The 21,655-nt window shown below is 69.9% G+C and carries 18 protein-coding genes and 2 pseudogenes; 5 read left to right on the forward strand and 15 right to left on the reverse strand.

The window, feature by feature from the left end; genetic code table 11:
- Nucleotides 1-7: 7 nt before the first annotated feature.
- The 6 genes from P0Y60_13790 to rsmI all read right to left on the reverse strand — a co-directional run bounded on the left by P0Y60_13790 (nucleotide 8) and on the right by rsmI (nucleotide 7,380).
- Entirely contained in the window at nucleotides 8-1,720 is a 1,713-nt protein-coding gene (locus P0Y60_13790) for an ABC transporter ATP-binding protein (GenBank protein ID WEK60375.1), read from the reverse strand.
- A complete protein-coding gene (locus P0Y60_13795) occupies nucleotides 1,717-2,631 on the reverse strand; it encodes an ABC transporter permease (GenBank protein WEK60376.1) in 915 nt (304 codons plus the stop codon). Before P0Y60_13795 ends, P0Y60_13790 begins: the two co-directional genes overlap by 4 nt.
- Entirely contained in the window at nucleotides 2,628-3,608 is a 981-nt protein-coding gene (locus P0Y60_13800) for an ABC transporter permease (GenBank protein ID WEK60377.1), read from the reverse strand. The genes P0Y60_13795 and P0Y60_13800 overlap by 4 nt, the downstream gene beginning before the upstream one ends.
- The gene (locus P0Y60_13805; protein WEK60378.1) at nucleotides 3,605-5,269 is read right to left on the reverse strand and encodes an ABC transporter substrate-binding protein; all 1,665 of its coding nucleotides are present in this window, start codon (nucleotides 5,267-5,269) and stop codon (nucleotides 3,605-3,607) included. Before P0Y60_13805 ends, P0Y60_13800 begins: the two co-directional genes overlap by 4 nt.
- Nucleotides 5,270-5,445: 176 nt before the next feature.
- Nucleotides 5,446-6,552 carry a LacI family DNA-binding transcriptional regulator gene (locus P0Y60_13810; GenBank protein ID WEK60379.1) on the reverse strand — a complete coding sequence of 369 codons (1,107 nt, stop codon included), beginning with the start codon at nucleotides 6,550-6,552 and terminating at the stop codon, nucleotides 5,446-5,448.
- 6 nt (nucleotides 6,553-6,558) lie between these two features.
- Complete coding sequence (rsmI, locus tag P0Y60_13815; protein WEK60380.1) at nucleotides 6,559-7,380, reverse strand: 16S rRNA (cytidine(1402)-2'-O)-methyltransferase; 822 nt, start codon at nucleotides 7,378-7,380, stop codon at nucleotides 6,559-6,561.
- A 35-nt stretch (nucleotides 7,381-7,415) separates the two neighbouring features.
- On the opposite strand from rsmI, the gene P0Y60_13820 reads away from it, so the two are divergent.
- Nucleotides 7,416-8,969, forward strand: coding sequence for a phospholipid carrier-dependent glycosyltransferase (locus P0Y60_13820; protein ID WEK60381.1), 1,554 nt, complete (start codon nucleotides 7,416-7,418; stop codon nucleotides 8,967-8,969).
- 18 nt (nucleotides 8,970-8,987) lie between these two features.
- Here the strand turns inward: P0Y60_13820 and P0Y60_13825 are convergent, their stop codons facing one another.
- The 9 genes and pseudogenes from P0Y60_13825 to P0Y60_13865 all read right to left on the reverse strand — a co-directional run bounded on the left by P0Y60_13825 (nucleotide 8,988) and on the right by P0Y60_13865 (nucleotide 17,143).
- Nucleotides 8,988-9,476 carry an Lrp/AsnC family transcriptional regulator gene (locus P0Y60_13825; protein ID WEK60382.1) on the reverse strand — a complete coding sequence of 163 codons (489 nt, stop codon included), beginning with the start codon at nucleotides 9,474-9,476 and terminating at the stop codon, nucleotides 8,988-8,990.
- 7 nt (nucleotides 9,477-9,483) lie between these two features.
- Entirely contained in the window at nucleotides 9,484-10,872 is a 1,389-nt protein-coding gene (locus tag P0Y60_13830) for an amino acid permease (protein ID WEK60383.1), read from the reverse strand.
- Nucleotides 10,869-11,945, reverse strand: coding sequence for a histidinol-phosphate transaminase (hisC, locus tag P0Y60_13835; protein WEK60384.1), 1,077 nt, complete (start codon nucleotides 11,943-11,945; stop codon nucleotides 10,869-10,871). Before hisC ends, P0Y60_13830 begins: the two co-directional genes overlap by 4 nt.
- Before the next feature lie 177 nt (nucleotides 11,946-12,122).
- Nucleotides 12,123-13,820, reverse strand: coding sequence for a DUF255 domain-containing protein (locus tag P0Y60_13840; GenBank protein WEK60385.1), 1,698 nt, complete (start codon nucleotides 13,818-13,820; stop codon nucleotides 12,123-12,125).
- A gap of 64 nt (nucleotides 13,821-13,884) precedes the next feature.
- Nucleotides 13,885-13,935 (reverse strand): annotated as a pseudogene (locus P0Y60_13845) (hypothetical protein).
- A 37-nt stretch (nucleotides 13,936-13,972) separates the two neighbouring features.
- Nucleotides 13,973-14,542 (reverse strand): FMN reductase, encoded by a 570-nt coding sequence (gene msuE / locus P0Y60_13850; protein WEK60386.1) that lies wholly within the window; start codon nucleotides 14,540-14,542, stop codon nucleotides 13,973-13,975.
- Nucleotides 14,543-14,615: 73 nt separating this feature from the next.
- Nucleotides 14,616-15,452 carry an aldo/keto reductase gene (locus P0Y60_13855; protein WEK60387.1) on the reverse strand — a complete coding sequence of 279 codons (837 nt, stop codon included), beginning with the start codon at nucleotides 15,450-15,452 and terminating at the stop codon, nucleotides 14,616-14,618.
- A gap of 9 nt (nucleotides 15,453-15,461) precedes the next feature.
- A complete protein-coding gene (locus P0Y60_13860) occupies nucleotides 15,462-15,881 on the reverse strand; it encodes a hypothetical protein (GenBank protein WEK60388.1) in 420 nt (139 codons plus the stop codon).
- A gap of 890 nt (nucleotides 15,882-16,771) precedes the next feature.
- On the reverse strand, nucleotides 16,772-17,143 hold the full coding sequence (locus P0Y60_13865; protein ID WEK60389.1) for a hypothetical protein: 372 nt from the start codon (nucleotides 17,141-17,143) through the stop codon (nucleotides 16,772-16,774).
- A gap of 430 nt (nucleotides 17,144-17,573) precedes the next feature.
- Here P0Y60_13865 and P0Y60_13870 point away from each other — a divergent pair, with 430 nt between their 5' ends.
- The 4 genes and pseudogenes from P0Y60_13870 to P0Y60_13885 all read left to right on the forward strand — a co-directional run bounded on the left by P0Y60_13870 (nucleotide 17,574) and on the right by P0Y60_13885 (nucleotide 21,646).
- Nucleotides 17,574-17,891 carry a helicase-related protein gene (locus P0Y60_13870; protein WEK60390.1) on the forward strand — a complete coding sequence of 106 codons (318 nt, stop codon included), beginning with the start codon at nucleotides 17,574-17,576 and terminating at the stop codon, nucleotides 17,889-17,891.
- Nucleotides 17,892-18,439: 548 nt separating this feature from the next.
- Nucleotides 18,440-18,862, forward strand: a pseudogene (locus P0Y60_13875) (oligonucleotide/oligosaccharide-binding fold domain-containing protein).
- A 37-nt stretch (nucleotides 18,863-18,899) separates the two neighbouring features.
- Nucleotides 18,900-20,654 (forward strand): DUF3418 domain-containing protein, encoded by a 1,755-nt coding sequence (locus P0Y60_13880; GenBank protein WEK60391.1) that lies wholly within the window; start codon nucleotides 18,900-18,902, stop codon nucleotides 20,652-20,654.
- Nucleotides 20,655-20,701: 47 nt separating this feature from the next.
- Nucleotides 20,702-21,646, forward strand: a complete 945-nt coding sequence (locus P0Y60_13885; protein ID WEK60392.1) for an NADP-dependent oxidoreductase — start codon at nucleotides 20,702-20,704, stop codon at nucleotides 21,644-21,646.
- Nucleotides 21,647-21,655: the final 9 nt, after the last annotated feature.

The raw sequence follows: 21,655 nt of genomic DNA on the forward strand, positions 1-21,655 counted from the left end.
TCTCGTTCTACTGACTGATTCGGGAAGGGTTCGGAACCGCATCGAGCAGTTCGACGGTGTACGGATCCTCCGGATGCTGCAGCACGTGCGCGGTCTCCCCGCGCTCGACGACGCGGCCGCCGTTGAGCACCAGGATGTTCTCGGTCACCAGTCGCGCGCTGAGCAGATCGTGGGTGATGTAGAGCATGCTGATGCCCCACCGCTCGCGCAGGTCTTCGAGCAGTGCGAGCACACCGGCGCGCAGCGAGACGTCGAGCATCGACACCGGCTCGTCGGCGATCAGCACCTGCGGATCGCTCGCGAGGGCGCGGGCGATCACGACGCGCTGCCGCTGACCGCCCGACAACTGGTGCGGCAACTTCGCCGCGAACTGCTCGACCGGGGTCAGGCCCACGGTCTCGAGCAGCTCCAGCACGCGTGCCCTGGCCTCCTGCCCACGCAGCGGTGTGTAGTTGCGCACCGGGCGCGACAGGGCGTACTCGACCGTGTGCAACGGGTTGAGCGCCGCGTACGGATCCTGGAACACCATCTGCACGTCCTTGCGCAGGTCGCGCAGCCCGTGCCGGCGCAGGGAGGCCACATCCATGTCGCCGAACCGCACCGACCCCGAGGTGGGCTTCTCGACACCCGTGATGAGCTTGGCGATCGTCGACTTCCCCGAGCCGGAGGCTCCGACGAGCGCGAGCGCCTCACCCGGCTCCAGCCGGAACGACACGTCGTCGACCGCGGTCACCTCGTCCTGCCCTCGGCGCGGTGCCGGGTACCGTTTCGACACGCCTTCGAGCACCACGGCGGCATCCGCCCGCCGTGTGTCGCGCTGCGACACGGTCGGCACGGTCTCGGTGACGTCGGTGCGACTCCTGCCCTCGCGACGCCGCGTTCCCAGATCGACGAAGCCCGGGATGGAGATCGTCTTCGCGCGGGGATCGGCGTAGTGGCTGAGCAGCATCCGCGTGTATTCGTCCTTCGGGGAGCGAAGGATGTCCTGGCTGGACGCGTCCTCCACGATGCGGCCCTCGTGCATCACCATCACCCGATCCGTGGCCTCGAGCACGATGCCGAGGTCGTGGCTGATCAGGATCGCCGTGAACCGCTCGGCGCGCTGCAGGTCACGGATCGTGTCCATCACCGCATGCTGCACGAGCACGTCCAGCGCGGTCGTCGGCTCGTCGAACACCATCAGCTGCGGCTCGAGGGAGAGCGCGAGCGCGATGGAGGCACGCTGCCGCATGCCGCCCGAGAGCTCGCCGGGGTAGCGCGCCAGCACCTCGGCATCGAGCCCGACCTTGCCGATCAGCTCGCGGGCACGGGCATCCCTCGCCTCACGGGGCACATGCCCGTGCGCGGCGAAGACGTCCTGGAAGTGCGCGCCGACCGTGCGCACCGGGTTGAGTGCATTCATGCCCGACTGCAGCACCATCGCGAAGCCGCCCTGCCGCTGACGGCGCAGCTCCTCGGCATCCAGCTCGCGGATGTCGCGGCCGTCGAACAGGATGCGTCCGCCGCTGATCCTCGCCGGGGGCTTCTGCAGCCGGGTGAGCGCGAACCCGAGCGTGGACTTGCCCGAGCCGGACTCCCCGACCAGCCCCACGAACTCGCCGCGACGCAGCGTGAACGACACGTCCTCGACCGCGCGCACGGGGGTCGCGCCGGGCGAGGCGTACTCGACCGAGAGGGAGTCCACTTCCAGCAGCACGTCTCGCGCATCCATGGCGTTCATCGGCCCTTCCCCTCTCGCAGGCGGGGATTGGAGATCCCATCCACGCCGAAGTTGATCAGTGTCAGGCTCAGGGCCAGCAGGGCGATGCACAGACCGGGTGCGAACAGCAGCAGCCACTGCCCGGTGAGCAACGAGTTGGAGTTCTGCGCCCAGTAGAGCATCGTGCCCCAGCTGACGATGCTGGAGTCGCCGAGACCCAGGAATTCGAGCCCCGCCTCGGCCAGGATCGCCGCGGTGGCCGCGCCGAACAGTGTGCCCGCGATGATCGAGGTGATGTTCGGGAGGATCTCGCGGAAGACGATGCGCGCGCGGCTGTCGCCGGAGAACTGCGCCGAGGTGACGAAGTCGTTGCCGCGCAGGGACTGCGTCTGGCTGCGCAGCACGCGCGCGCCCCAGGCCCAGCCGGTGACGACGATCACCGCGATGATCATCAGGATGCCGCCGTTCTGCAGATACGCGGCGATCACGATCATGAGCGGGAGACCGGGGATCACGAGGAACAGGTTGACGATGAACCCCACCACCTCGCCGGCGAAGCCGCGCATGTATCCCCAGCTCAGACCGATGAGCACGGCGACGATCGTGGAGAGGATGCCCGCGGCGAAACCGACGAGCAGACTGATCTGCGCGCCGTAGATGAGCTGGCTCAGCACATCCTCACCTGCAGCCGTCGTCCCGAGCCAGTGCGCGAGCGAGGCATCGGCGTTGCGTTCGAATCCGTTGTCCTTGGGGCCGTAGGGCGCGAGGACCGGGGCGAACACGGCGACGAGAACGAACGCGCCCAGGAGGCACAGGCCCAGCCGTGCCTTGCCGTTGGACCACAGCGTGCCGACCATGCGGCCGAACGCGCGCCAGGGACTCGGCGACGCGATGCGGTCGTCGGGGATCTTGACGTTCATGGTGGAGGTCATCGGCGAGTCCTCGGGTCGAGTACCCCGTAGAGGATGTCCACGAGGAAGTTGGCGATGAGCACGCTGACCGTGATCATCAGGAACAGCGCCTGCATGAGCGGGTAGTCCTGCCCGATCACGGCGTTGAAGAGCAGATATCCGATGCCGGGATACCCGAACACCTGCTCGACGAGGATCGATCCGCCCACCACGCCGCCGAGCGTGAGCCCGAATCCGGTGAGGTTGGGGAGGATCGCGTTCCGCGCCGCGTACCGCAGGGCGATCGTGCGCCCGCGCAGACCGTTCGCCTCGGCGAAGGTGACGTAGTCCTGCCCGAGCGTGTTGATCATCGCGTTGCGCATGCCGATGATCCATCCGCCGAGCGACGTGAGCAGGATCGTCAGAGCGGGAAGCACCGCGTGCCGGGCGATGTCGGCGATGAAGTCGCCCGTGAATCCCGGTGTCGTCGTCGCCGCGTACGAGCCGGTCGTGGGGAACCAGTGCAGCACGTACCCCAGGAAGAACAGCAGCAGCAGCGCGGTCCAGAAGTAGGGGAAGGTGCTCAGGAACGATCCGGTCAGCGTCGGCAGGGTGTCGAGCCAGGTTCCCCGGCGCCAGGCGGCCGCCACTCCGATCAGGGTGCCGATCACGAACGCGAGCACCGTGACGATGCCCACCAGACCGATCGTGTACGGCAGTGCGGTCGAGACCATGCTGGCCACCGACTGCGGGTAGAACGTGTACGAGACACCGAAGTCCAGCCGGGCGACCTGACCGAGGTAGGTGACGTACTGGTCCCAGATGGATCCGGTCGGCACGCCCAGCTGCGCCTCGATCGCCGCCCGCGTCGCGTCGGAGACCGGACCGTTCTGCGAGAGCTTGGCGATCGCGGCATCCGCCGGTGAGCCGGGCATGAGCCGCGGGAGGAAGAAGTTCAGAGTGACGGCGGCCCACAGGGTGAGCACGAACAGGCCGAGCTTCTGCAGCAGATACTTCATCGGTCATCGCCCTTCACTCGCTCGAGCTTGGTGAAGATCATCAACGGTGCCGAGTCGTAGTTCTGCGGGATCATGTACGGGTCATCCGCGGTGGGCCAGCCGGTGAACTTGGCATCGTTGAAGAGCCCCCAGATGCCGCCGTAGTACAGCCCGATCACGGGCAGGTCGTCGTAGACGATGCCCTGCAGCTCCTGGACGATCTCGCCCTGCCGGGCGGGGTCCACGGTCTCGCGGTATTCGGCCAGCAGCGCATCGGCCTCATCCGATCGGTAGCGCTCGAAGTTGTTGGCCGTCGCCTCGCCGGACGGCACGTAGAACTCACTCGAGAGCAGGTTGTTGTAGGCCTGGTAGACGTCGCCGTTGCCCATGCCGCCGATCGCCATCTCGAAGTCGCCGTTGCTGATCGCGCTCTGGTACCCCGCCGGCTGCGGGAGCTTGAGTGTGACCTTCACGCCGACCTTCGCGAGCTGGCTCTGCACGGTCTGGGCCGCGCGGGTCCAGTCGGTGAAGCCGTTCGCCGTGGTGAGCGCGAATTCCAGCTGCTCGCCGTCCTCCCCCACCAGCCGATCGCCGTCGAGTGTGTAGCCCGCCTCGGCGAAGGCCGCGAGCGCGGCATCCGCGTCCTGGGTGATCATGCCCTCGTCGGGGATGGACGGATCGAGGTACTCCTCCTGGTTGGGCAGGATGAGTCCGGTCTGTCCGGCCGGCTGCATGTACCCCTCGGAGGCCGTCTCGGCGATCTCCTCGCGGTCGAGGGCGAGGGCGATGCCGCGGCGCACGTTGACGTCGTCGAACGGGGCGACCTCGAGGTTCGGCATCAGGGCGATGACGCCGCCCGGCGGGAACCACCAGGCGTTGTGCTCGCTGGCCGCGCCCCACGTGCCCTCCACGTCGGAGATGAACGCATAGGCCCAGTCGTACCCGCGGCTGACCGTGTCGAGCTGCGAGTTCGTCGCCGGCAGGATGATGTGCTCGATCTCGATCGAGTCGGCCTGCCAGTAGTCGGGGTTCTTGTCCATGGAGTACTGCTGGTCGTTGTAGTTGCCGAGCACGAAGGGCCCGGTTCCGACCGGCTTCTCGTTGCGGAAGGTGCCTGGGTCCTTCACGTCGGCCCAGAGGTGCTCGGGAACGATCATCGTCAGTCCCAGGATCGAGAGCGAAGGGGCGTCCTCGCTCTGCAGATGCAGGATCACGTCGTCGCCATCGGTCTCGACGCTCGCCAGATGCTGCCAGGCGCCCTTGATGTCGAGCGAGGGGTTGTCCTTCAACAACTGGAAGGTGAATGCGACGTCATCCGGTGTCAGGTCCTCGCCGTCGCTCCACTGCACGTCGTCGCGGATCGTCATCACGATCGTGCGGGCGTCGGGTTGCGACCACTCGGTCGCAAGCCACGGGTTGAGCGTGCCGTCGAGCGGGTTGACCAGGATCAGCGGTTCGTAGATCCACCGCGACGCGGTGCGGGTGTTCGTCAGGTACGGATTGAAGTTCCGCGTGAAGAACGGATTCCCGTGGTCGGCGTTGATGAGCATCGTGTCGTCGCCGATCGAGGGATCGGGCTGCGATGTGATCTGGATGCTGCATCCGCTGAGCACCACGGCCGCGGCCGCCAACCCCACGATCGCGGCTCTGCGCCAGCGTCGGAGCATGTGCGTCTTCGCCACCCTGCCACCTCATGTCATCTCTGTCATGGAGGGCGTCACGTGATCGGGACACCCTGCGGACCATGCCGCATGAGCGAGTGTAAGCGCATACATTTCTGCCTTGCAACCCCTTGACAAGGCGGCGGTCGGCGCGATTCCCTTGCCCTCACTGGCGTGGGAACGGTGCCACAGCCCCGCTAATCCTGTCGCTGCGAGCTCTCTCGGAGCAGGATCTGCAGGGGCAGATGCACCACCAGCGGTTCGGCATCCGGACGCTCCAGACGACGGGCGAGCACCTGCACGGCGGCGCGCCCGAGGTCGATCATGGGCTGACGGATCGTCGTCAGAGGGGGCAGCGAAAGCGCAGCAGCCTCGATGCCGTCGAAGCCCGTCACCACCACGTCATCGGGAGCCCGCAGGCCCGCGGCGCGGAACACGTCGAGCGCGCCGAGTGCCATCTGATCGTTCGCCGCCACGAGCGCCGCCGGCACGGCCCGCGCGAGGATCTCCTCCGCCGCACGACGCCCGGAGGCGCGGGTGAAATCCCCCCTGGCCAGGATCACGTCATCGAGCGAGCGCCCCGCCTCCGCCACCGCGGTGGCGAAGCCGTCCCAGCGTTGCGCGCCGTCGGGAGAGTCCTCGGGGCCGGCCAGGAAGGCCAGCGCGCCATCGCCGACCTGCGTGAGCACGTGGCGCGTCAACTCCGCCATCGCCTCGGCATTGCTGACGGTCACGTGGTCGTAGTGGTCGCCACGGGGTGGACCGGACAGCACCACGACGGGGATGCGACGCGAGAGCCCCGCGAGCTCCTCCTCCGGCACGCTCTCCGCGAGCACCATCAGCCCGTCGACCTTGCCTGCCATGTCGCGCACCGTCGCGCGGGAGGGGTCATCACGCCCGACGCCGATCATCAGCACGAAACCCTGCTTCCAAGCCTCCAGCTCCGCGCCGCGCAGCACCTCATCGAGGAACAGCAGCGTGTGGTGCTCCTCCCCCGGTTCGGCGGTGTCTCGGACGACCGTGAACGGATTCTCCGCGCCGGTGCCAGGGGTCAGCACGTCGAACGACGGAGCCTCTTCAGCGGCGTCGAAGCCGGGGAAGTACAGCCCGAGCACGCCCGTGCGCCGCTCGGCAAGCCCCCGCGCACTGCCGCTGGGCACATAACCCAGCGCCGTGACGGCATCCATCACGCGTTCTCGGGTGGCCGGACGCACGGCATCCGGCGAGCGCAGCACGCGCGACACGGTCGCGATCGACACACCCGCACGGTCGGCGACGTCGTACACCGTGGCTGTCTTCGGCACCCGGCATCACCTCGCTCGGGCCGCGAGTGCCGCCTGGTACAGATCACGCGAGGAGAGTCCGGTGAGGGCGGCCACCTCGGATGCGGCATCCTTCAGCCGGATGCCGTCGGCCAGGAGCTGCTGCACCTGGGCCAGGGCGTCTTCCGGGGAGGCGTCGCGGCGAGCCGCACCCTCGACCACCACGACGATCTCGCCCTTCACGCCCTCAGCCGCCCAGGCGGCGAGCTCGGAAGCCGTGCCGCGCCGCACCTCTTCGTAGAACTTGGTCAGCTCCCGGCACACGGCGATGCGTCGCTCATCGCCGAAAGCCGCGCCCATGTCGACCAGGGCGGAGGCGAGACGCGCGGGCGACTCGAAGAAGACCATGGTGCGCGGTTCTGCGGCCACGGCTCGCAGCGCCGAGCGCCGCTCACCCGGCTTGCGGGGCAGGAAACCCTCGAACGTGAAACGGTCGGTGGGGAGCCCCGAGATCGCGAGTGCCATCAGCACCGCGCTCGGCCCGGGGATCGCGGTCACCGTGACGCCCTGCGCGACGGCCTCGGCGACCAGTCCGTACCCGGGATCGCTGACGGTCGGCATACCCGCATCGCTCATCACCACGACATCGGTCTCCGCGGCGAGCGCGGCGAGCTCGCCGGCCTTCTGCTTCTCGTTGTGATCGTGCAGGGCGATCAGCCGAGGACGGTTCTCGATCTCCAGCGCCTTGAGCAGTCGCTGGGTGGTGCGGGTGTCCTCCGCCACCACGACCTCGGCGTTCTCGAGCACCTCGATCAGGCGGCGTGAGGCGTCGCCGAGGTTTCCGATCGGAGTCGCAGCGAGGATGATCACCCGCTCAGCTTAGGCGGGTTGTCTAGGCTGGAGCGGTGACCGCACCCGTCCCCCTGCTGCCTGCTCCCGAGGAGCGGCTGACGCGATACGGACAGCTGCGTGACCGCATCCTGCTCGATCCGGACTGGCGGCGGTCGATCCGCTGGCTCGCCCCGCTCGTCGTCACCGCGCTGGCCGCGGTGCTGCGCCTGATCGGCATCGGCCATCCGCACCAGCTGGCCTTCGACGAGACCTACTACGTCAAAGACGCGTGGTCGCTGTGGACTCTCGGTTACGAGGGCACCTGGGGAGAGGGCGCGAACGACGCGTTCCTCACGGGGCAGGATCTTCCGCTCTCCGACCTCGGCTCGTTCATCGTGCATCCGCCGCTCGGCAAGTGGCTGATCGCGCTCGGCATGGCTCTGGGCGGCCCCGAGAACAGCGCGGGCTGGCGACTCACGACCGCGATCCTCGGCACCGCCACGGTGTTCCTGGTGTACGTGATCGGCCGGATGCTCAGCGGCTCGATCGTGGTCGCGACGGTCGCCGGCACGCTGATCGCCCTCGACGGGCTCAGCATCGTGATGAGCCGGATCGCACTGTTGGACGGCATCCTGACCTTCTTCATCCTGCTCGGCGTCATCTTCGTACTGCTCGACCGGCGACGCACGATCCCCCTGCTCGAGCGTCGTGATCCCGATGCTCCCGACCCGTTCTGGGGGCCGATCCTCTGGCGTCGTCCGTGGCTGATCGCGGCCGGCGTGGCGCTGGGTGCCGCGTGCGCGGTGAAGTGGTCGGGCCTCTACGTGCTCGCCGCGTTCGGACTGTACGTCGTCGTGACCGATGCTCTCGCACGGCGCCGCGCCGGAGTGGTCCTCTGGCCGACGGATGCGGCGCTGCGACAGGGACCGGTCTCGTTCCTGCTGCTGGTGTTCCCGGCGATCGCCGTGTACCTGATCAGCTGGACCGGATGGTTCGTCACCGCGGGCGGCTACGACCGTCGGAGCGATGCCAACCCGCTGGTCGCCCTGTGGAAGTACCACCAGTCGATGCTCGGCTTCCACGTCGGACTGAACCGCGGACACCCCTATGCCAGCCCGGCCTGGGAATGGCCGTTCCTGCTCCGGCCGACGGCGGTCTGGGTGGGCTCGGATCCGGCTCCCTGCGGCGTCGATCACTGCATCGCGGTGATCTCCGCGATCCCGAATCCCCTGATCTGGTACGCCGGCGTCGCCGCCTCGGTCTTCCTCACCGTCCTGCTCGTGCGCGGATGGGTGCGCCGGCAGCCGGTCGGGCCGGAGATCGGCGTCACGCTGGTCGGCCTCGCCGCCGCGTACGTGCCGTGGCTGATGTTCCCCGAGCGCACGATCTTCCAGTTCTACACGGTGGTCATGGTGCCGTTCCTCGTGATCGCCCTCGCCCTGACATTGCGCATCATCGCCGGACGACGGGAAGACCCGTTGCACCGCCGGCAGTCCGGCGAGCGCACCGTGATCATCTTCCTGGCGTTCGTGGTGCTGGTCTCGGCGTTCTTCCTGCCACTGTGGACGGGCACCAGTGTGCCGTACGACTTCTGGCGCCTGCACAACTGGCTGCCCGGCTGGATCTGACCCGCACGCGATGCCGTGTCACCGCGTCACCGGGTCGTCCCCCGCGACATGCTCGACCAGCGGCAGCACCCGGCCCGAGAGGTGCGTGCGCATCGCGATCGACGATGCCGTGCGCGCCACCCCCGGAACCAGCGCCACCCGGTCGAGCACATCCTGCAACTGCGTGGCGTCACGTGCGACCAGACGCAGCTGCATGTCGTGGGCTCCCGTGACGGTGTGCATGTCGACGATCTCGGGCACCGCGTCGGCGAGAGCCGTGGCGACATCGTCATGGCCGACCTTCTGGTCGATCTCGACCAGGCAGAACGCGACCACGCCGTAGCCGAAGCCGCTCGGGTCGATCCGCGGCACGATCGCCTCGATCACCCCGCCCTCGTGCAGACGGGCGAGGCGGCTCGTGGCCGTGCCGCGGGCGATGCCCAGGCGCCGCGCACACTCGAGCAGCGGCAGCTGGGGCGACTCGGTGAGCAGACGGATGAGCTCGGCGTCGAGGCGATCGATGCGCATGGGTCGCCTACTCCGCCGGTACCCCGGCGCGGGACCTGCCCCGCGTCAGACGGGCGACCACGAGCAGCGCGGCCGTGAGTCCGAGCGTCAGGAGCAGCTGGATGCGGGCGGCGGGGTCGAACATCGCGAGCACGATCACCCCGGCCAGCAGCAGCAGGCACACCCAGGAGAGCCACGGGAAGCCCCACATGCGCATCGGCATCTCGGTGCCGTCTCGGTCGGCCCGGCGTCGCAGGATGATCTGCGCGAGCGCGGTCGCCGTCCAGATGACCAGGAGCGTGGAGCCCACGACGTTGAGCAACGCCGGCAGCACGACATCGGGGAACGCCCAGTTGAGCCCGACCGTGACGAAGCCGAACGCGACGGATGACAGCACCGCCACGAACGGGACGCCCTGGTCGCTGATGCGTGTGATCGCCTGCGGGGCGAGGCCGCGCTCGCCGAGCGAGAAGGCCATGCGGGATGCGCCGTAGATGTTGGCGTTCATCGCCGACAGCAGCGCCACCACGACGATGAGCGACATCACCAGGTCGACACCGGGCACCTTCAGGGTCGCCAGCACCGCCGAGAACGGTCCGTCGAGCACCTCCGGCGCGTTCCAGGGCAGCACGGCCACGATCACGAAGATCGAACCGATGTAGAAGATCAGGATGCGCACGAGCACCTCGCGCACGATGCGGCGGATGTTGCGCGCCGGATCGTCGGACTCGGCGGCCGCGATCGCGACGACCTCGGTGCCGCCGAACGCGAACACGACGATGAGCAGCGCCGCGGCGATGCCGGTCATGCCGTTGGGGGCGAAGCCGCCGTTGTCGACCAGGTTGCCGATGCCCGTCGCCGGCACCCCGGGGATGAGCCCCACGATCGCGCAGACGCCCACCACGAGGAACACGATGATCGCCGCGACCTTGATGGCCGCGAACCAGAACTCGAAGCGGCCGTAGTTGCCCACTCCGAACAGGTTCACCGCGGTGAGGGCGACCACGAAGATCAGCACCCAGAGCCACGCAGGGATGCCCGGCACCCACCCCGCGACGATCCCGGCGGCGCCCGTCGCCTCGGCGGCGATCACCACGACGAGCTGGATCCAGTACAACCACCCCACCGCGCTGCCGGCGCTGCGCCCCATGGCCTTCTGGGCGTAGGAGCTGAAGGCGCCGGAGCTGGGGCGGGCGGCCACCATCTCGGCGAGCATCGCCATCACCAGGATGACGATGGCGCCCGCGACGAGATACGAGACCAGCACGGCGGGACCGGCCAGACCGATCGCCTGCCCGGAACCGACGAAGAGTCCGGCCCCGATGGCCCCGCCGAGGCCCATCATCGAGATCTGGCGGCGGGTCAGGCCGGGATGCAGACCCTGGGTGGTGGTCGTGGTGACGGGCACGTCGGTCATGCGACGACCTCCGTGCGCACGAGGGCTGCTGCCACCCGGTCGATGTCGACCTCGGACCCGGCCGAGATGCGCACGCCCTCACCCGAGAAGGCACGGGTGATCACGCCGCCCTCGGCGAGAAGCCGCTCGAGATCCTCGGTGCGCTCTCCGGCGGGGACCCAGACGAAGTTCGCCTCGGAGACCACCGCCGGCCACCCGGCCTCAGTGAGCAGGCCGTGCAACCGGTCGCGCTGTGCGACGACCTCGTCGATGCGGATCGCGAGTTCGTCCTCGGCATCCAACGATGCGATCGCGGCGATCTGCGCGAGATCGGTGACGCCGAACGGAACGGCGACCTTGCGCTGGTTGTCGGCGACCTCGGCGGGCGCGATCGCGTAGCCGATGCGCAGGCCCGCGAGACCGTACGCCTTGGAGAACGTGTGCAGCACGGCGACGTGCGGATGCCGACGGAAGAGGGCGACTCCGGCTCCGCCCTGCTCGCCGTCCACGTAGGGCGTGCGATCGAAGTGGACATAGGCCTCGTCGATCACCACGAGCACGTCCTGCGGCACGGCGGCGACGAACCGTTCCAGTGCGTCGGCACCCACCACGGTGCCGGTCGGGTTGTTCGGGTTGCAGACGAAGATCAGCCGGGTACGCGGGGTGATCGCGGCGAGCATCGCATCGAGGTCGTGCGCGTGGTCGGCGTCCAGCGGAACCGCCACCGGAGTCGCCCCGGCGATACGGACCAGCGAGGGATAGGCCTCGAAGGAGCGCCAGGCGAACATGACCTCGTCTCCGTCGCCGGCGACGGCGTGGATCAGCTGCGCGGCGAGCTCGACAGAACCGGCGCCGACGGTGATGTGCGCGGCATCCACGGCGTACCGCTCGGCGAGCCGGGAGCGCAGCGCCGCCGCGCTCATGTCGGGATAGCGGTGGATCGAGCCGAGGCGATCCTGCACGGCGGCGGTGACCGAGGGCAGCGGCGGATGCGGGGACTCGTTCGAGGAGAGCTTGGAAGCACCGGCGGGGGCCGAGCGGCCCTGACGGTAGGCGGGCACGGCGTCGAGGCCGGCGCGAGTGGGGAGAGGCATCGTCAGAGCATCCTTGCTGTGCTGAAGCTGTGGGATCCGGCACCCGAGCGGTGCCGACTGCTGAACAGTAGACCGGATGCGGGCGGCTGGGCAATCGGTGCAGTCGCTGATGCACATCGCGCGCAGCCGTTGGGGCTTCGCCGCCGAAATGCTGTGCAGAGTGCTCAGTCGCCGGACTCAGCGCTCTGGGGTGAGCGCGCGCGGATCCGCCACCGGCAGGCGGCAGACGAACGCGCGGCAGTCGTAAGCCAGCTCCTCAGCCTGGATGGACGCATCGCCCTTCCCCTCGAACAGCTCGAAGCCCGCCGCAGCGAAGGAACGCGCCTGCGCGGGGGTCACGACCGCGACGAGATCTGCGTCAGCGCCGCGCGCCGCCGAGGCCAGCGCACCGGCCGGGTCGCGGGTGACCACCACGATCTGTCGCGGCGCATCGACGAGCCTCGCCGCGACGCGGAGCAGCGTGCCGTGCGCGAACGGCTGATCCACCGCGCGGCCGGCCTGGTCGCGGACCAGCGCCACCGCCCGCTCGCGATACCGCTCCCCCGCGCCCAGCAGCCAGGCCGACACCGCGGCACCCGCGATCGCCGACGAAGCAGACGGCAGGTCGCCGTCGGTCTGATCGGGCGCGGCGGCGATTCCGTGCGCGGTGAGCAGCGGATCGCGACGCACACCGCTCAGCGCGTGATCCAGCACCTCCAGAGCGGTCGTCGCCCATCTCGCCTCACCGGTGGCGACCGCGAGGGCGAAGAGGCCGTCGGCGAACAGTGCGAGATCGGCACCCGTCGCCACCGCAGCCGCGGCCTCGCCGCCCAGGGACGTGCGCACCAGCTCGCCGTCGGCGCCGCGGTTGACCCGCAGCACCGTGTCGGCCGCAGTCACCGCCGCCTCGATCCAGGCGGGCTCGGACCAGCGTGCCCCCGCACGGGCGAGAGCCGCGATCGCGAGCCCGTTCCACCCCGTGATGACCTTCCCGTCGACCGCGGGCGGCTCGAGCCCCGCCCTCTCCGACACCGGCCGGAGGTAGTAGCCACCCTCATCGCGGCGGCCGTCGATCCACGACTCGGAATCCTGTCCGGCGCCGAACCCGCCGCCCCGCAGCTGCAGCGTGGTGAGGAGGAACTCCACGATCCCCCGCGCGGTCTCGGCGTCGCCGGCGTCCCCCGCCACATCGAGCAGCTGCGCGTTGTCGACCAGCATCCGCTCGTAGTGCGGCACCGTCCAGTCACGCTGCGTCGCGTAGCGGAAGAACCCGCCATCGGCATCGTGCAGGGCCGAGGCCGCCATGGCCACGAGCGCCCGGTCGGCGGCGGCCGCGGCATCCGGTGACTCACGGCGCACCAGCGGGCTCTGCAGGAACCGCAGCGTCGTCGCGACCGGGAACTTCGGAGCGCCCCCGAATCCGCCGAACCGGGCGTCTTCGCGGGCAGCGATCGCCTCGGCAGACGCCGCGATCGCCGACGCCGCGGGCAGATCGGCGCGGGTCGTCTCCGCAGCACGGTGCAGGGCATCGGTCACGGCATCGGCCGACTCCTCCGCCTGCGCCCGGCGGAGTGACCATGCCTCGCCGACAGCGGCGAGCACCTCGCGGAACGACGGCAGGGGCGCCCGCGACTCGGGAGGCCAGTACGTGCCGGCGTAGAACGCCTTGCCCCGCGGCGTCGCGAACACGGTGAGCGGCCAGCCGAGGTTCTGCGTGAAAGCGGATGCCGCCGCCATGTACGCGCCGTCGACGTCGGGATGCTCCTCGCGATCGACCTTCACCGCGACGAACCCCTCGTTCATGAGGCCCGCAGTGACGGGGTCGGAGAACGATTCGCGCGCCATCACGTGGCACCAGTGGCAGGTCGAGTAGCCGATCGAGATCAGCAGCGGCACATCGCGGCGCTGCGCCTCGGCGAACGCCTCCGGTCCCCCACGGGTACCAGTCGACCGGATTGTCGGCGTGCGAGCGGAGGTACGGGCTGAGCGTGTCGGCGAGCCGGTTGGTCATGCCCTCACGCTACGCCGCCGGGAGCACTCTCGCGCGGTCAGCCGACCAGCAGCTCGACCGGTCGGGAGGCCGCGTATCCGACCAGGGGCAGAGCACGTTCCGCGGCAAGCGCGATGCGCGATCGCAGCACGTCGGAGACGATCTCGTAGCGGTCGAAGTCGGTGTCGCTCGCGTATACGCCCAGCGGCAGCGTCAGCGCCTGGAAGAACGCGAAGAGCGGACGCAGCTGGTGCTCGATGATCAGCGCGTGGCGCTCACCCCCGCCGGTGGCGGCCAGCAGCACGGGCTTGCCGACCAGGTCGTACTGTCCGACGAAGTCGAAGAGGTGCTTGAAGAGGCCGGTGAACGAGGCTCGGTAGACCGGGCTCCCGACGATCAGCAGATCGGCGGCCTCGATGGCCTGGAGCTTCTCCTCGACCTCGGGCGGCAGCTGGTCGCGACGCAGCGCGCCGGAGAGACGGGGGCCGATGTCGGTCAGCTCGATGATCTCGACGTCGACCTCGGCACGTTCGGCCACCGCCTCGGCGATGGCGCGGACGAGGGCGGTGGTCTTGCTCGGCTCGTGCAGGGATCCCGACACGGCCACGACGCGATAGCGAGCTGTCATGTGTTCGACGCTACCCACGACGACGCCCCGTGTCGCGGAGAGCGACACGGGGCGTCATGTGTGATCCGAGAGCTCAGTTCACGTCGTTCGGGTGCGAACCGACGCGGCCAGAACCGTCGAGCGGGTCGAGGGCGTCGATCGCCGCGACCTCGGCATCGGTGAGCGTGAAGCCGAAGACATCGAGGTTCTCGCGCAGGCGCTCCGCGCGCACCGACTTCGGGAACACGATGATGCCCTTCTGCAGGTGCCAGCGCAGCACCGCCTGCGCGGGGGTGACACCATGCGCCGCGGCGGCATCGGCGACGGCGGGGATGCCGAACAGATCGTACTTCCCCTGGCCCAGCGGGCCCCAGGCCTCGATGCGGATGCCGTGCTCGTCGGACCAGGCGACGACGTCGCGCTGCTGGTACGCCGGGTGCAGCTCGATCTGGTTGACGGCGGGCACGACGCCGGTCTCGGCGACCACGCGCTCGAGGTGCGGCACGAGGAAGTTCGAGACGCCGATACTGCGCGTGAGGCCGGCCTCGCGCAGCTCGACGAGCTTCGAGAAGGCGTGCACATAGTCGTCCTTCGCGGGCGTCGGCCAGTGCACCAGGTACAGATCGACGCTCTCCAGACCCAGCTTCTGCAGGCTCTCGGTGATCGCCGCGCGGGGTTCGTCACCGTGGTGGCGGTCGTTCCACAGCTTGGTCGTGATGAACAGTTCGTCGCGGGCGATGCCGGAGGCGGCGATCGCCGCTCCCACGCCTTCTTCGTTGCCGTAGATGGCGGCGGTGTCGATGTGGCGGTATCCGAGCGCGAGCGCTTCACTCACCGCGCGCTCCGTCTCGGCCGCCGGCACCTTGAAGACGCCGTAGCCGAGCTGCGGGATGGTGTTGCCGTCGTTCAGTTCGAGTGCAGGAATGGTCATGAATTCAGCCTACGACCTGTGATGACAGGGACGGCCGCCATCGCCTTCGCGGCCCGACCGACCAGCCGTTCGAGCGGCCCCCGTCCGACGAACATCGACCACAGGGTCGTGGCGACCACCAATCCGAGCGCCATGGCGGCCCAGAACAGCGTTGCTCGTGACATAGCCCGCCGGCCCCGAGACCAGCATGATCACGAGCACGTGCGCACTGTATGCCGTCAGCGGCATGGAGCCGAGGGCACCGAGCGGCAGCAGCACCCAGCGCAGCGGACGGCTGAGCAGCACGCACAGCGCGATCACCGCGAGCGCGAAGCCGCCGGAGCCGAGGATCTCCGCCGTGCCGCCGCTGTGCGGATCCACCGCGAGAACGCGCGAGACCGCCGAGCCCAGCGGATCGGTCGCGCGAGCGCCTGAGGATACGACTCCCACCCCGCGCCGGACGCTCCGTCGCCGGAATGCGAGCTGACGCCGGAATGAAGCTGCTGTCGCCACGAGGAGGCGCTCGATCCGGAAACTGAAGCGCTGCTGTCCGCCGCCGGTCGTGCCCTGCCGACCCGAGCGCGCCGAGGCCGTAGCCCGACCCCGCCAGCAGCACGCCGACGCCGAGGGCCACCGCGGCCGTGCGCACGCGGTCGATCCCAGACCGGCCGAGCGCCATGCCCGCGAGGACGAACGCCATCCACACGGTGATCGGATACGTGCCGTACAGCACGAAGCCGATCCCGGCGCCGTAGGGGTGCAGCGCGACCGCGTGACGAGCGCCAGCAGCGGCCGGCCCGACGAGCGCGAGCACGCCGCGAGCGACGAGCAGCTGCCAGGCCCGCCAGCGCAGGAACGGGATGACGGCGACGTAGAGCAGGCCGTAGAGCGTGAGGATCACGGCGATGGGCGTGTTGAGCATCTCCAGCAGCCAGGCCGATCACGAAGATCACGGCGCCCCGGCCGATCAGGTTCAGCCGGATGCTCGGGATGCGCTCCGGGATCGGGCGCGCGTGCCGCCCGGTCATCAGAGCGATCGACACCCCGGCCAGCACGGCGAACAGGATCGACGAGCGGCCGTGCACCAGGTCGGTCCAGGTCGACGGCGTCGAGCCACTCGAAGCGCTCGCGTCTCACCGATGTGCGCGCCGGCCATGCCGAGGATCGCGAGGCCGCGGGCGACGTCGAGGCCGAGGATGCGCGGCGGTCGTCCGAATTCGTCGGAACCACTGGACGGGGCGAAGTGCGTCAGGTCACCCGATGATCGTAGGGGGCGAATACCGGCATACGATGGAGGGCTATGTCCACCCCCGTGATCTCCTATCCCCCGGAGCTGCCCGTCAGCGCAGCCCGGGGCGAGATCGCCGACGCCATCCGCGACCACCAGGTCGTGATCGTCGCCGGGCGCGACCGGGTCGGGGAAGACCACGCAGCTGCCCAAGATCGCCCTCGAGCTCGGCCGCGAACGCATCGCCCACACGCAGCCGCGCCGACTCGCCGCGCGCACGATCGCCGAGCGCGTCGCGGAGGAGCTGCAGGTCGAGCTCGGCACGCTCGTCGGCTACAAGGTGCGCTTCACCGACAAGGTCTCGGAGGCGACCCGCATCGCGCTGATGACCGACGGCATCCTGCTGAACGAGATCCACCGCGACCGGCTCCTGACGCGCGTACGACACGATCATCATCGACGAGGCGCACGAGCGCTCGCTCAACGTCGACTTCCTGCTCGGCTACCTCGCCCGCATCCTGCCCGGAACGCCCCGACCTCAAGGTGATCATCACCTCGGCCACGATCGACCCGCAGAGCTTCGCGCAGCACTTCGCCGATCGCCGACGGGCGACCCCGCGCCCGTCATCGAGGTGTCGGGGCGCACCTACCCGGTCGAGATCCGCTACGCGGACCGACGTCGAGGAGACCGGACGAGGGCCGACTCCGGGACCGAGGACGAGGTCTCGCGCGATCGTCACGGCGCTGCGCGAACTCGACCGCGAAGCGCCCGGCGACGTGCTCGTGTTCCTCCCCGGCGAGGCGGAGATCCGCGACGCCGCCGACGCGGTGCGCGGCGCCGTACGCGAACGACCGCTCGCCCGACCGAGGTCCTCCCGCTGTTCGGCCGGCTTTCCGCCGCCGACCAGCACCGCGTGTTCGAGCGCAGCCGCGTGGCAGGCGTGCGTCGCCGCGTCGTCCTCGCCACCAACGTCGCCGAGACGAGCCTCACGGTGCCCGGCATCCGCTACGTGATCGACACCGGCACCGCGCGCATCTCGCGCTACAGCAACCGCTCCAAGGTGCAGCGGCTGCCCATCGAGGCCATCTCGCAGGCCTCGGCGAACCAGCGCTCCGGCCGTGCGGGCCGCACGAGCGACGGCATCGCGATCCGCCTCTACTCGGAGGAGGACTTCGAGCGCGCCCCGAGTTCACCGAGCCCGAGATCCTGCGCACCTCGCTGGCCTCGGTGATCCTGCAGATGCTCGTCGCTCGGCTTCGGCGACATCACCGCATTCCCCTTCCTCACTCCTCCCGACTCCCGTGGCGTCAAGGCGGCGTTCGACCTGCTCACCGAGCTCGGAGCGGTCGACCCGCGCCCGGGCTCGGATCAGCCGCGCGGCTCACCCGCATCGGCCGCGACATCTCGCGCATCCCGATCGATCCGCGCTTCGCCCGCATGCTCGATCGAGGCCGGGCGCAACGGCGTCGCGCCGCGACGTGCTCGCGATCGTCGCGGGACTCTCGATCCAGGACGTGCGGGAGCGGCCCGAGGAGCGCCGCGAGGAGGCGGATCGGCTGCACGCCCGCTTCGTGGATCCGACCAGCGACTTCCTGACCCTGCTCAACCTCTGGAACCACCTGCGCGAGCAGCAGCGCGAGCTCGGGCTCGAGCGCGTTCCGCCGCCTGTGCCGCGCCGAGCACCTCAACTACGTGCGCGTCCGCGAGTGGTTCGACGTGCACCGTCAGCTGCGCTCGCTGCTGTCGGGCGCCCACGTGCACATCGCCGACGGCGACGGTGTGGCCGACCCCGACGCGATCCACCGGTCGATCCTCGCCGGGCTGCTGTCGCAGATCGGCATCCTCGATGAGCGCACGGCGCCAGCGGGCAAAGGCCACTCCCCCGCGAAGGATCCGAAGCGGCGCGTCACCGAATACCGCGGCGCGCGCGGCATCCGGTTCTCGATCTTCCCCGGCTCGGGGCTGCGCAAGAAGTCGCCGCGTGCCGTCATGGCCGCCGAGATCGTCGAGACCTCGCGCACGTTCGCGCGGACGGTCGCCGCGATCGACCCCGCGTGGGCCGAAGCGCTCGCGGGCGACCTCGCCAAGAGACAGGTCACCGAGCCGCACTGGTCGAAGGATGCCGGCGCTGCCGTCGCGTTCGAGAAGGTGACGCTGTTCGGCGTGGAGATCATCCCGCGACGGCGGGTGCAGTTCGCCCGCATCGACCGCGCGGCCTCGCGCGAACTCTTCCTCCGGCATGCACTCGTCGAGGGCGAGTGGGATCCCAGCAGGCTCGACAAGCGCGTCTCGCGCGTTCTGGCGCAGCAACGGCGAGCTCCGCAAGCGTCTCGAGAAGCTCGAGGAGCGCGAGCGCCGCCGCGACATCCTGGCCGGCGACGAGGCGGTGTACCGCTTCTACGACGAACGCATCCCCGCCGAGGTCTTCGATGTGCGCTCGTTCGAGTCGTGGTGGCGCGAGGTGCTGCAGGCCACGCCGAAGCTGCTGGTGATGCGCGAGGGCGACCTCGTCGACGACCAGGACCGCGCCGACCAGAGCGAATTCCCCACGCGGTGGACGCAGGGCGATCAGGTGCTCGGACTCGCCTACCGGTTCGAGCCGGGCGCCGAGGACGACGGCGTGAGCGTCGTGATCCCGCTGGCCCTGCTCGCCCAGGTCGAGGACCGCGGGTTCGACTGGCAGGTGCCTGGCCTGCGCGCCGAGCTCATCACCGGACTCCTGCGCGCGCTGCCCAAGGCGATCCGCCGGCATGTGGTTCCCGCCGCGGACTGGGCGGAGAAGTTCGGAGAGGCTCTCGACGGTGAGGGCCCGGAGACGCACGGCGGCCTGCCGTCGCGCACACTGAAGGAAGCCCTGGCACGGCTGATCCAGCCACTGGCGAACCAGCTCGTCTCGGCCTCCGAATTCGAAGACGATCGCGTGCCGGCGCACCTGCGCATGAACTTCCGCGCCGTGGACGAGCGCGGGAGGACAGCCGGCTCCGGGCGCGACCTCACGGTCCTGCAGCAGCAGCTCTCGGATCGCGCGCGCAGCAGCGTGGCGCGCTCGATCGCCGCTCCCCCACGCCAGCGCGGGGCGACGCAGGCCTCCGCATCGGTCGCCGCCGCATCCGCCCGCGGTCCGATCGAGCAGGACGGGTTGACGGCGTGGACCTTCGGCGATCTGCCCGAGGTGCTCGACACCCGCGTGGCCGGCGGTGTGGTGCGGGGGTATCCGGCGATCGTCGACCAGGGCAAGACTGCATCGGTGCGCGTGGAATCGACGGCGGATGCCGCTGCCACCGCGACCCGCGACGGCGTGCTGCGCCTCGTGCTGCTCGCCGTTCCCTCGCCCTCGTCGTATGTGCAGCAGCACCTCACCAGCCAGGAGAAGCTCGCACTCGCCGCGTCGCCCTACTCGTCGGCGGCAGCGCTGATCGAGGACTGCCGCGCCGCGGTCGCCCGCGCCGTGATCGAGCGGACGGAGCCGGGCGGCGTCATCCGCACCCAGGCCGGGTTCGAGCGGGTGCGCGATGCCGTCTCGGCCGTGCTCGTCGACGAACTGTTCGCCTGCGTCTCGCTGGTCGCCCGCATCCTCACGACCTCACGCGAGGTGGAACGCGGGATCAAGGGGCAGAACTCCCTGGCGCTGCTGGGTCCGCTGAACGACATCCGCACCCAGCTCTCTGGACTCCTGCACTCCGGCTTCGTCTCGGCCGCGGGCGTGGAGCGGCTCGGACACTACCCCCGATACCTGACCGGGATGCTCGAGCGGCTGAAGACGCTGTCGAGCGAACCGGGCAAGGATCGCGCCCGCATGACCGAGTTCGAGCGCATATCGAAGGCGTTCGAGGATGCCGGTGGCACGATCCCGCTGCCCACCGGCGCCTCCTCGGCGCTGGTCGAGACGCGCTGGTTGCTCGAGGAGTACCGCATCAGCGTCTTCGCGCAACGTCTCGGTACCGCGCAGCCGGTCTCACCGCAACGGATCCTGAAGGTGCTGGCCGGATCCTGAAGGTGCTGGCCGGGTCCTGAGAGGGCGGGGCCGGATAGTCTCGTCTCATGGCTCGCGCGATCGTCTACACCGAAATCGGCTCCCCCGACGTCCTGCATCTCAGCGAGATCCCCGATCCGGTTCCCGGTGACGGAGAGCTCGTCGTGCGCATCGAGGCCGCTGGCGTGAACCCGATCGATGCGAAGATCCGCGGGGGCAAGCGCCCCTCGCCGCCCATCACCGAGCCGCGTCCGGTCGGCTACGACGGCGCCGGAGTGGTCGAGGCTGTGGGCACCGGCGTCGACGGCATCGCGGTCGGCGATCGCGTCGCGATCCGCGACACGATCGGCACCTACGCCAGCCTGCTGCGCGTGACGGCGGAGAAGGTGGTCCTGCTCCCCGATTCGGTGACCGCTGCGGAGGGCGCCGGCATCGGCATCCCCGCAGGCACCGCATTCCAGGCACTGCGCTCGCTGGGCGTGACCGCGGGAGATGTGCTGCTCGTGCATGCCGGTTCCGGTGCGGTCGGGCAGGCCGCAGTGCAGTTCGCGGTCGCCTGGGGTGCGACGGTCATCGCCACCGCCAGCCCCGCACGGCACGATCAGCTGCGAGAACTCGGCGCGATCCCCGTCGCGTACGGCGACGGCCTGCTGGATCGCGTGCGCGACGCGGCGCCCTCCCCCGTCACGGTCGCGCTCGACGGCGCCGGCACCGACGAGGCCATCGAGACCTCCCTCGCCCTCGTCGAGGATCGCGAGCGCATCGCGACCATCGTGCGCGGCCCGGACGCCGCATCGTTCGGCATCCGCGCCTTCTCCGGCGGCTCTCCCCAGCCCCTCACCGAGCAGGAGCTGGCGTGGCGCGCCGAGGCTCTGGCCGCGACCGTCGATCTGCTCGCCGCGGGCGAGTTCACGATCGACCTCGGGCCTGAACTGCCTCTCGCCGAAGCGGCGCGGGCCCATGAGCTCATGGAGTCCGGCGCCGCCTCGGGAAAGATCATCCTCGTCCCCTGATCGCCCTCC

It is taken from the genome of Candidatus Microbacterium colombiense (assembly GCA_029203165.1).
Classification (GTDB): Bacteria; Actinomycetota; Actinomycetes; order Actinomycetales; family Microbacteriaceae; genus Microbacterium; species Microbacterium colombiense.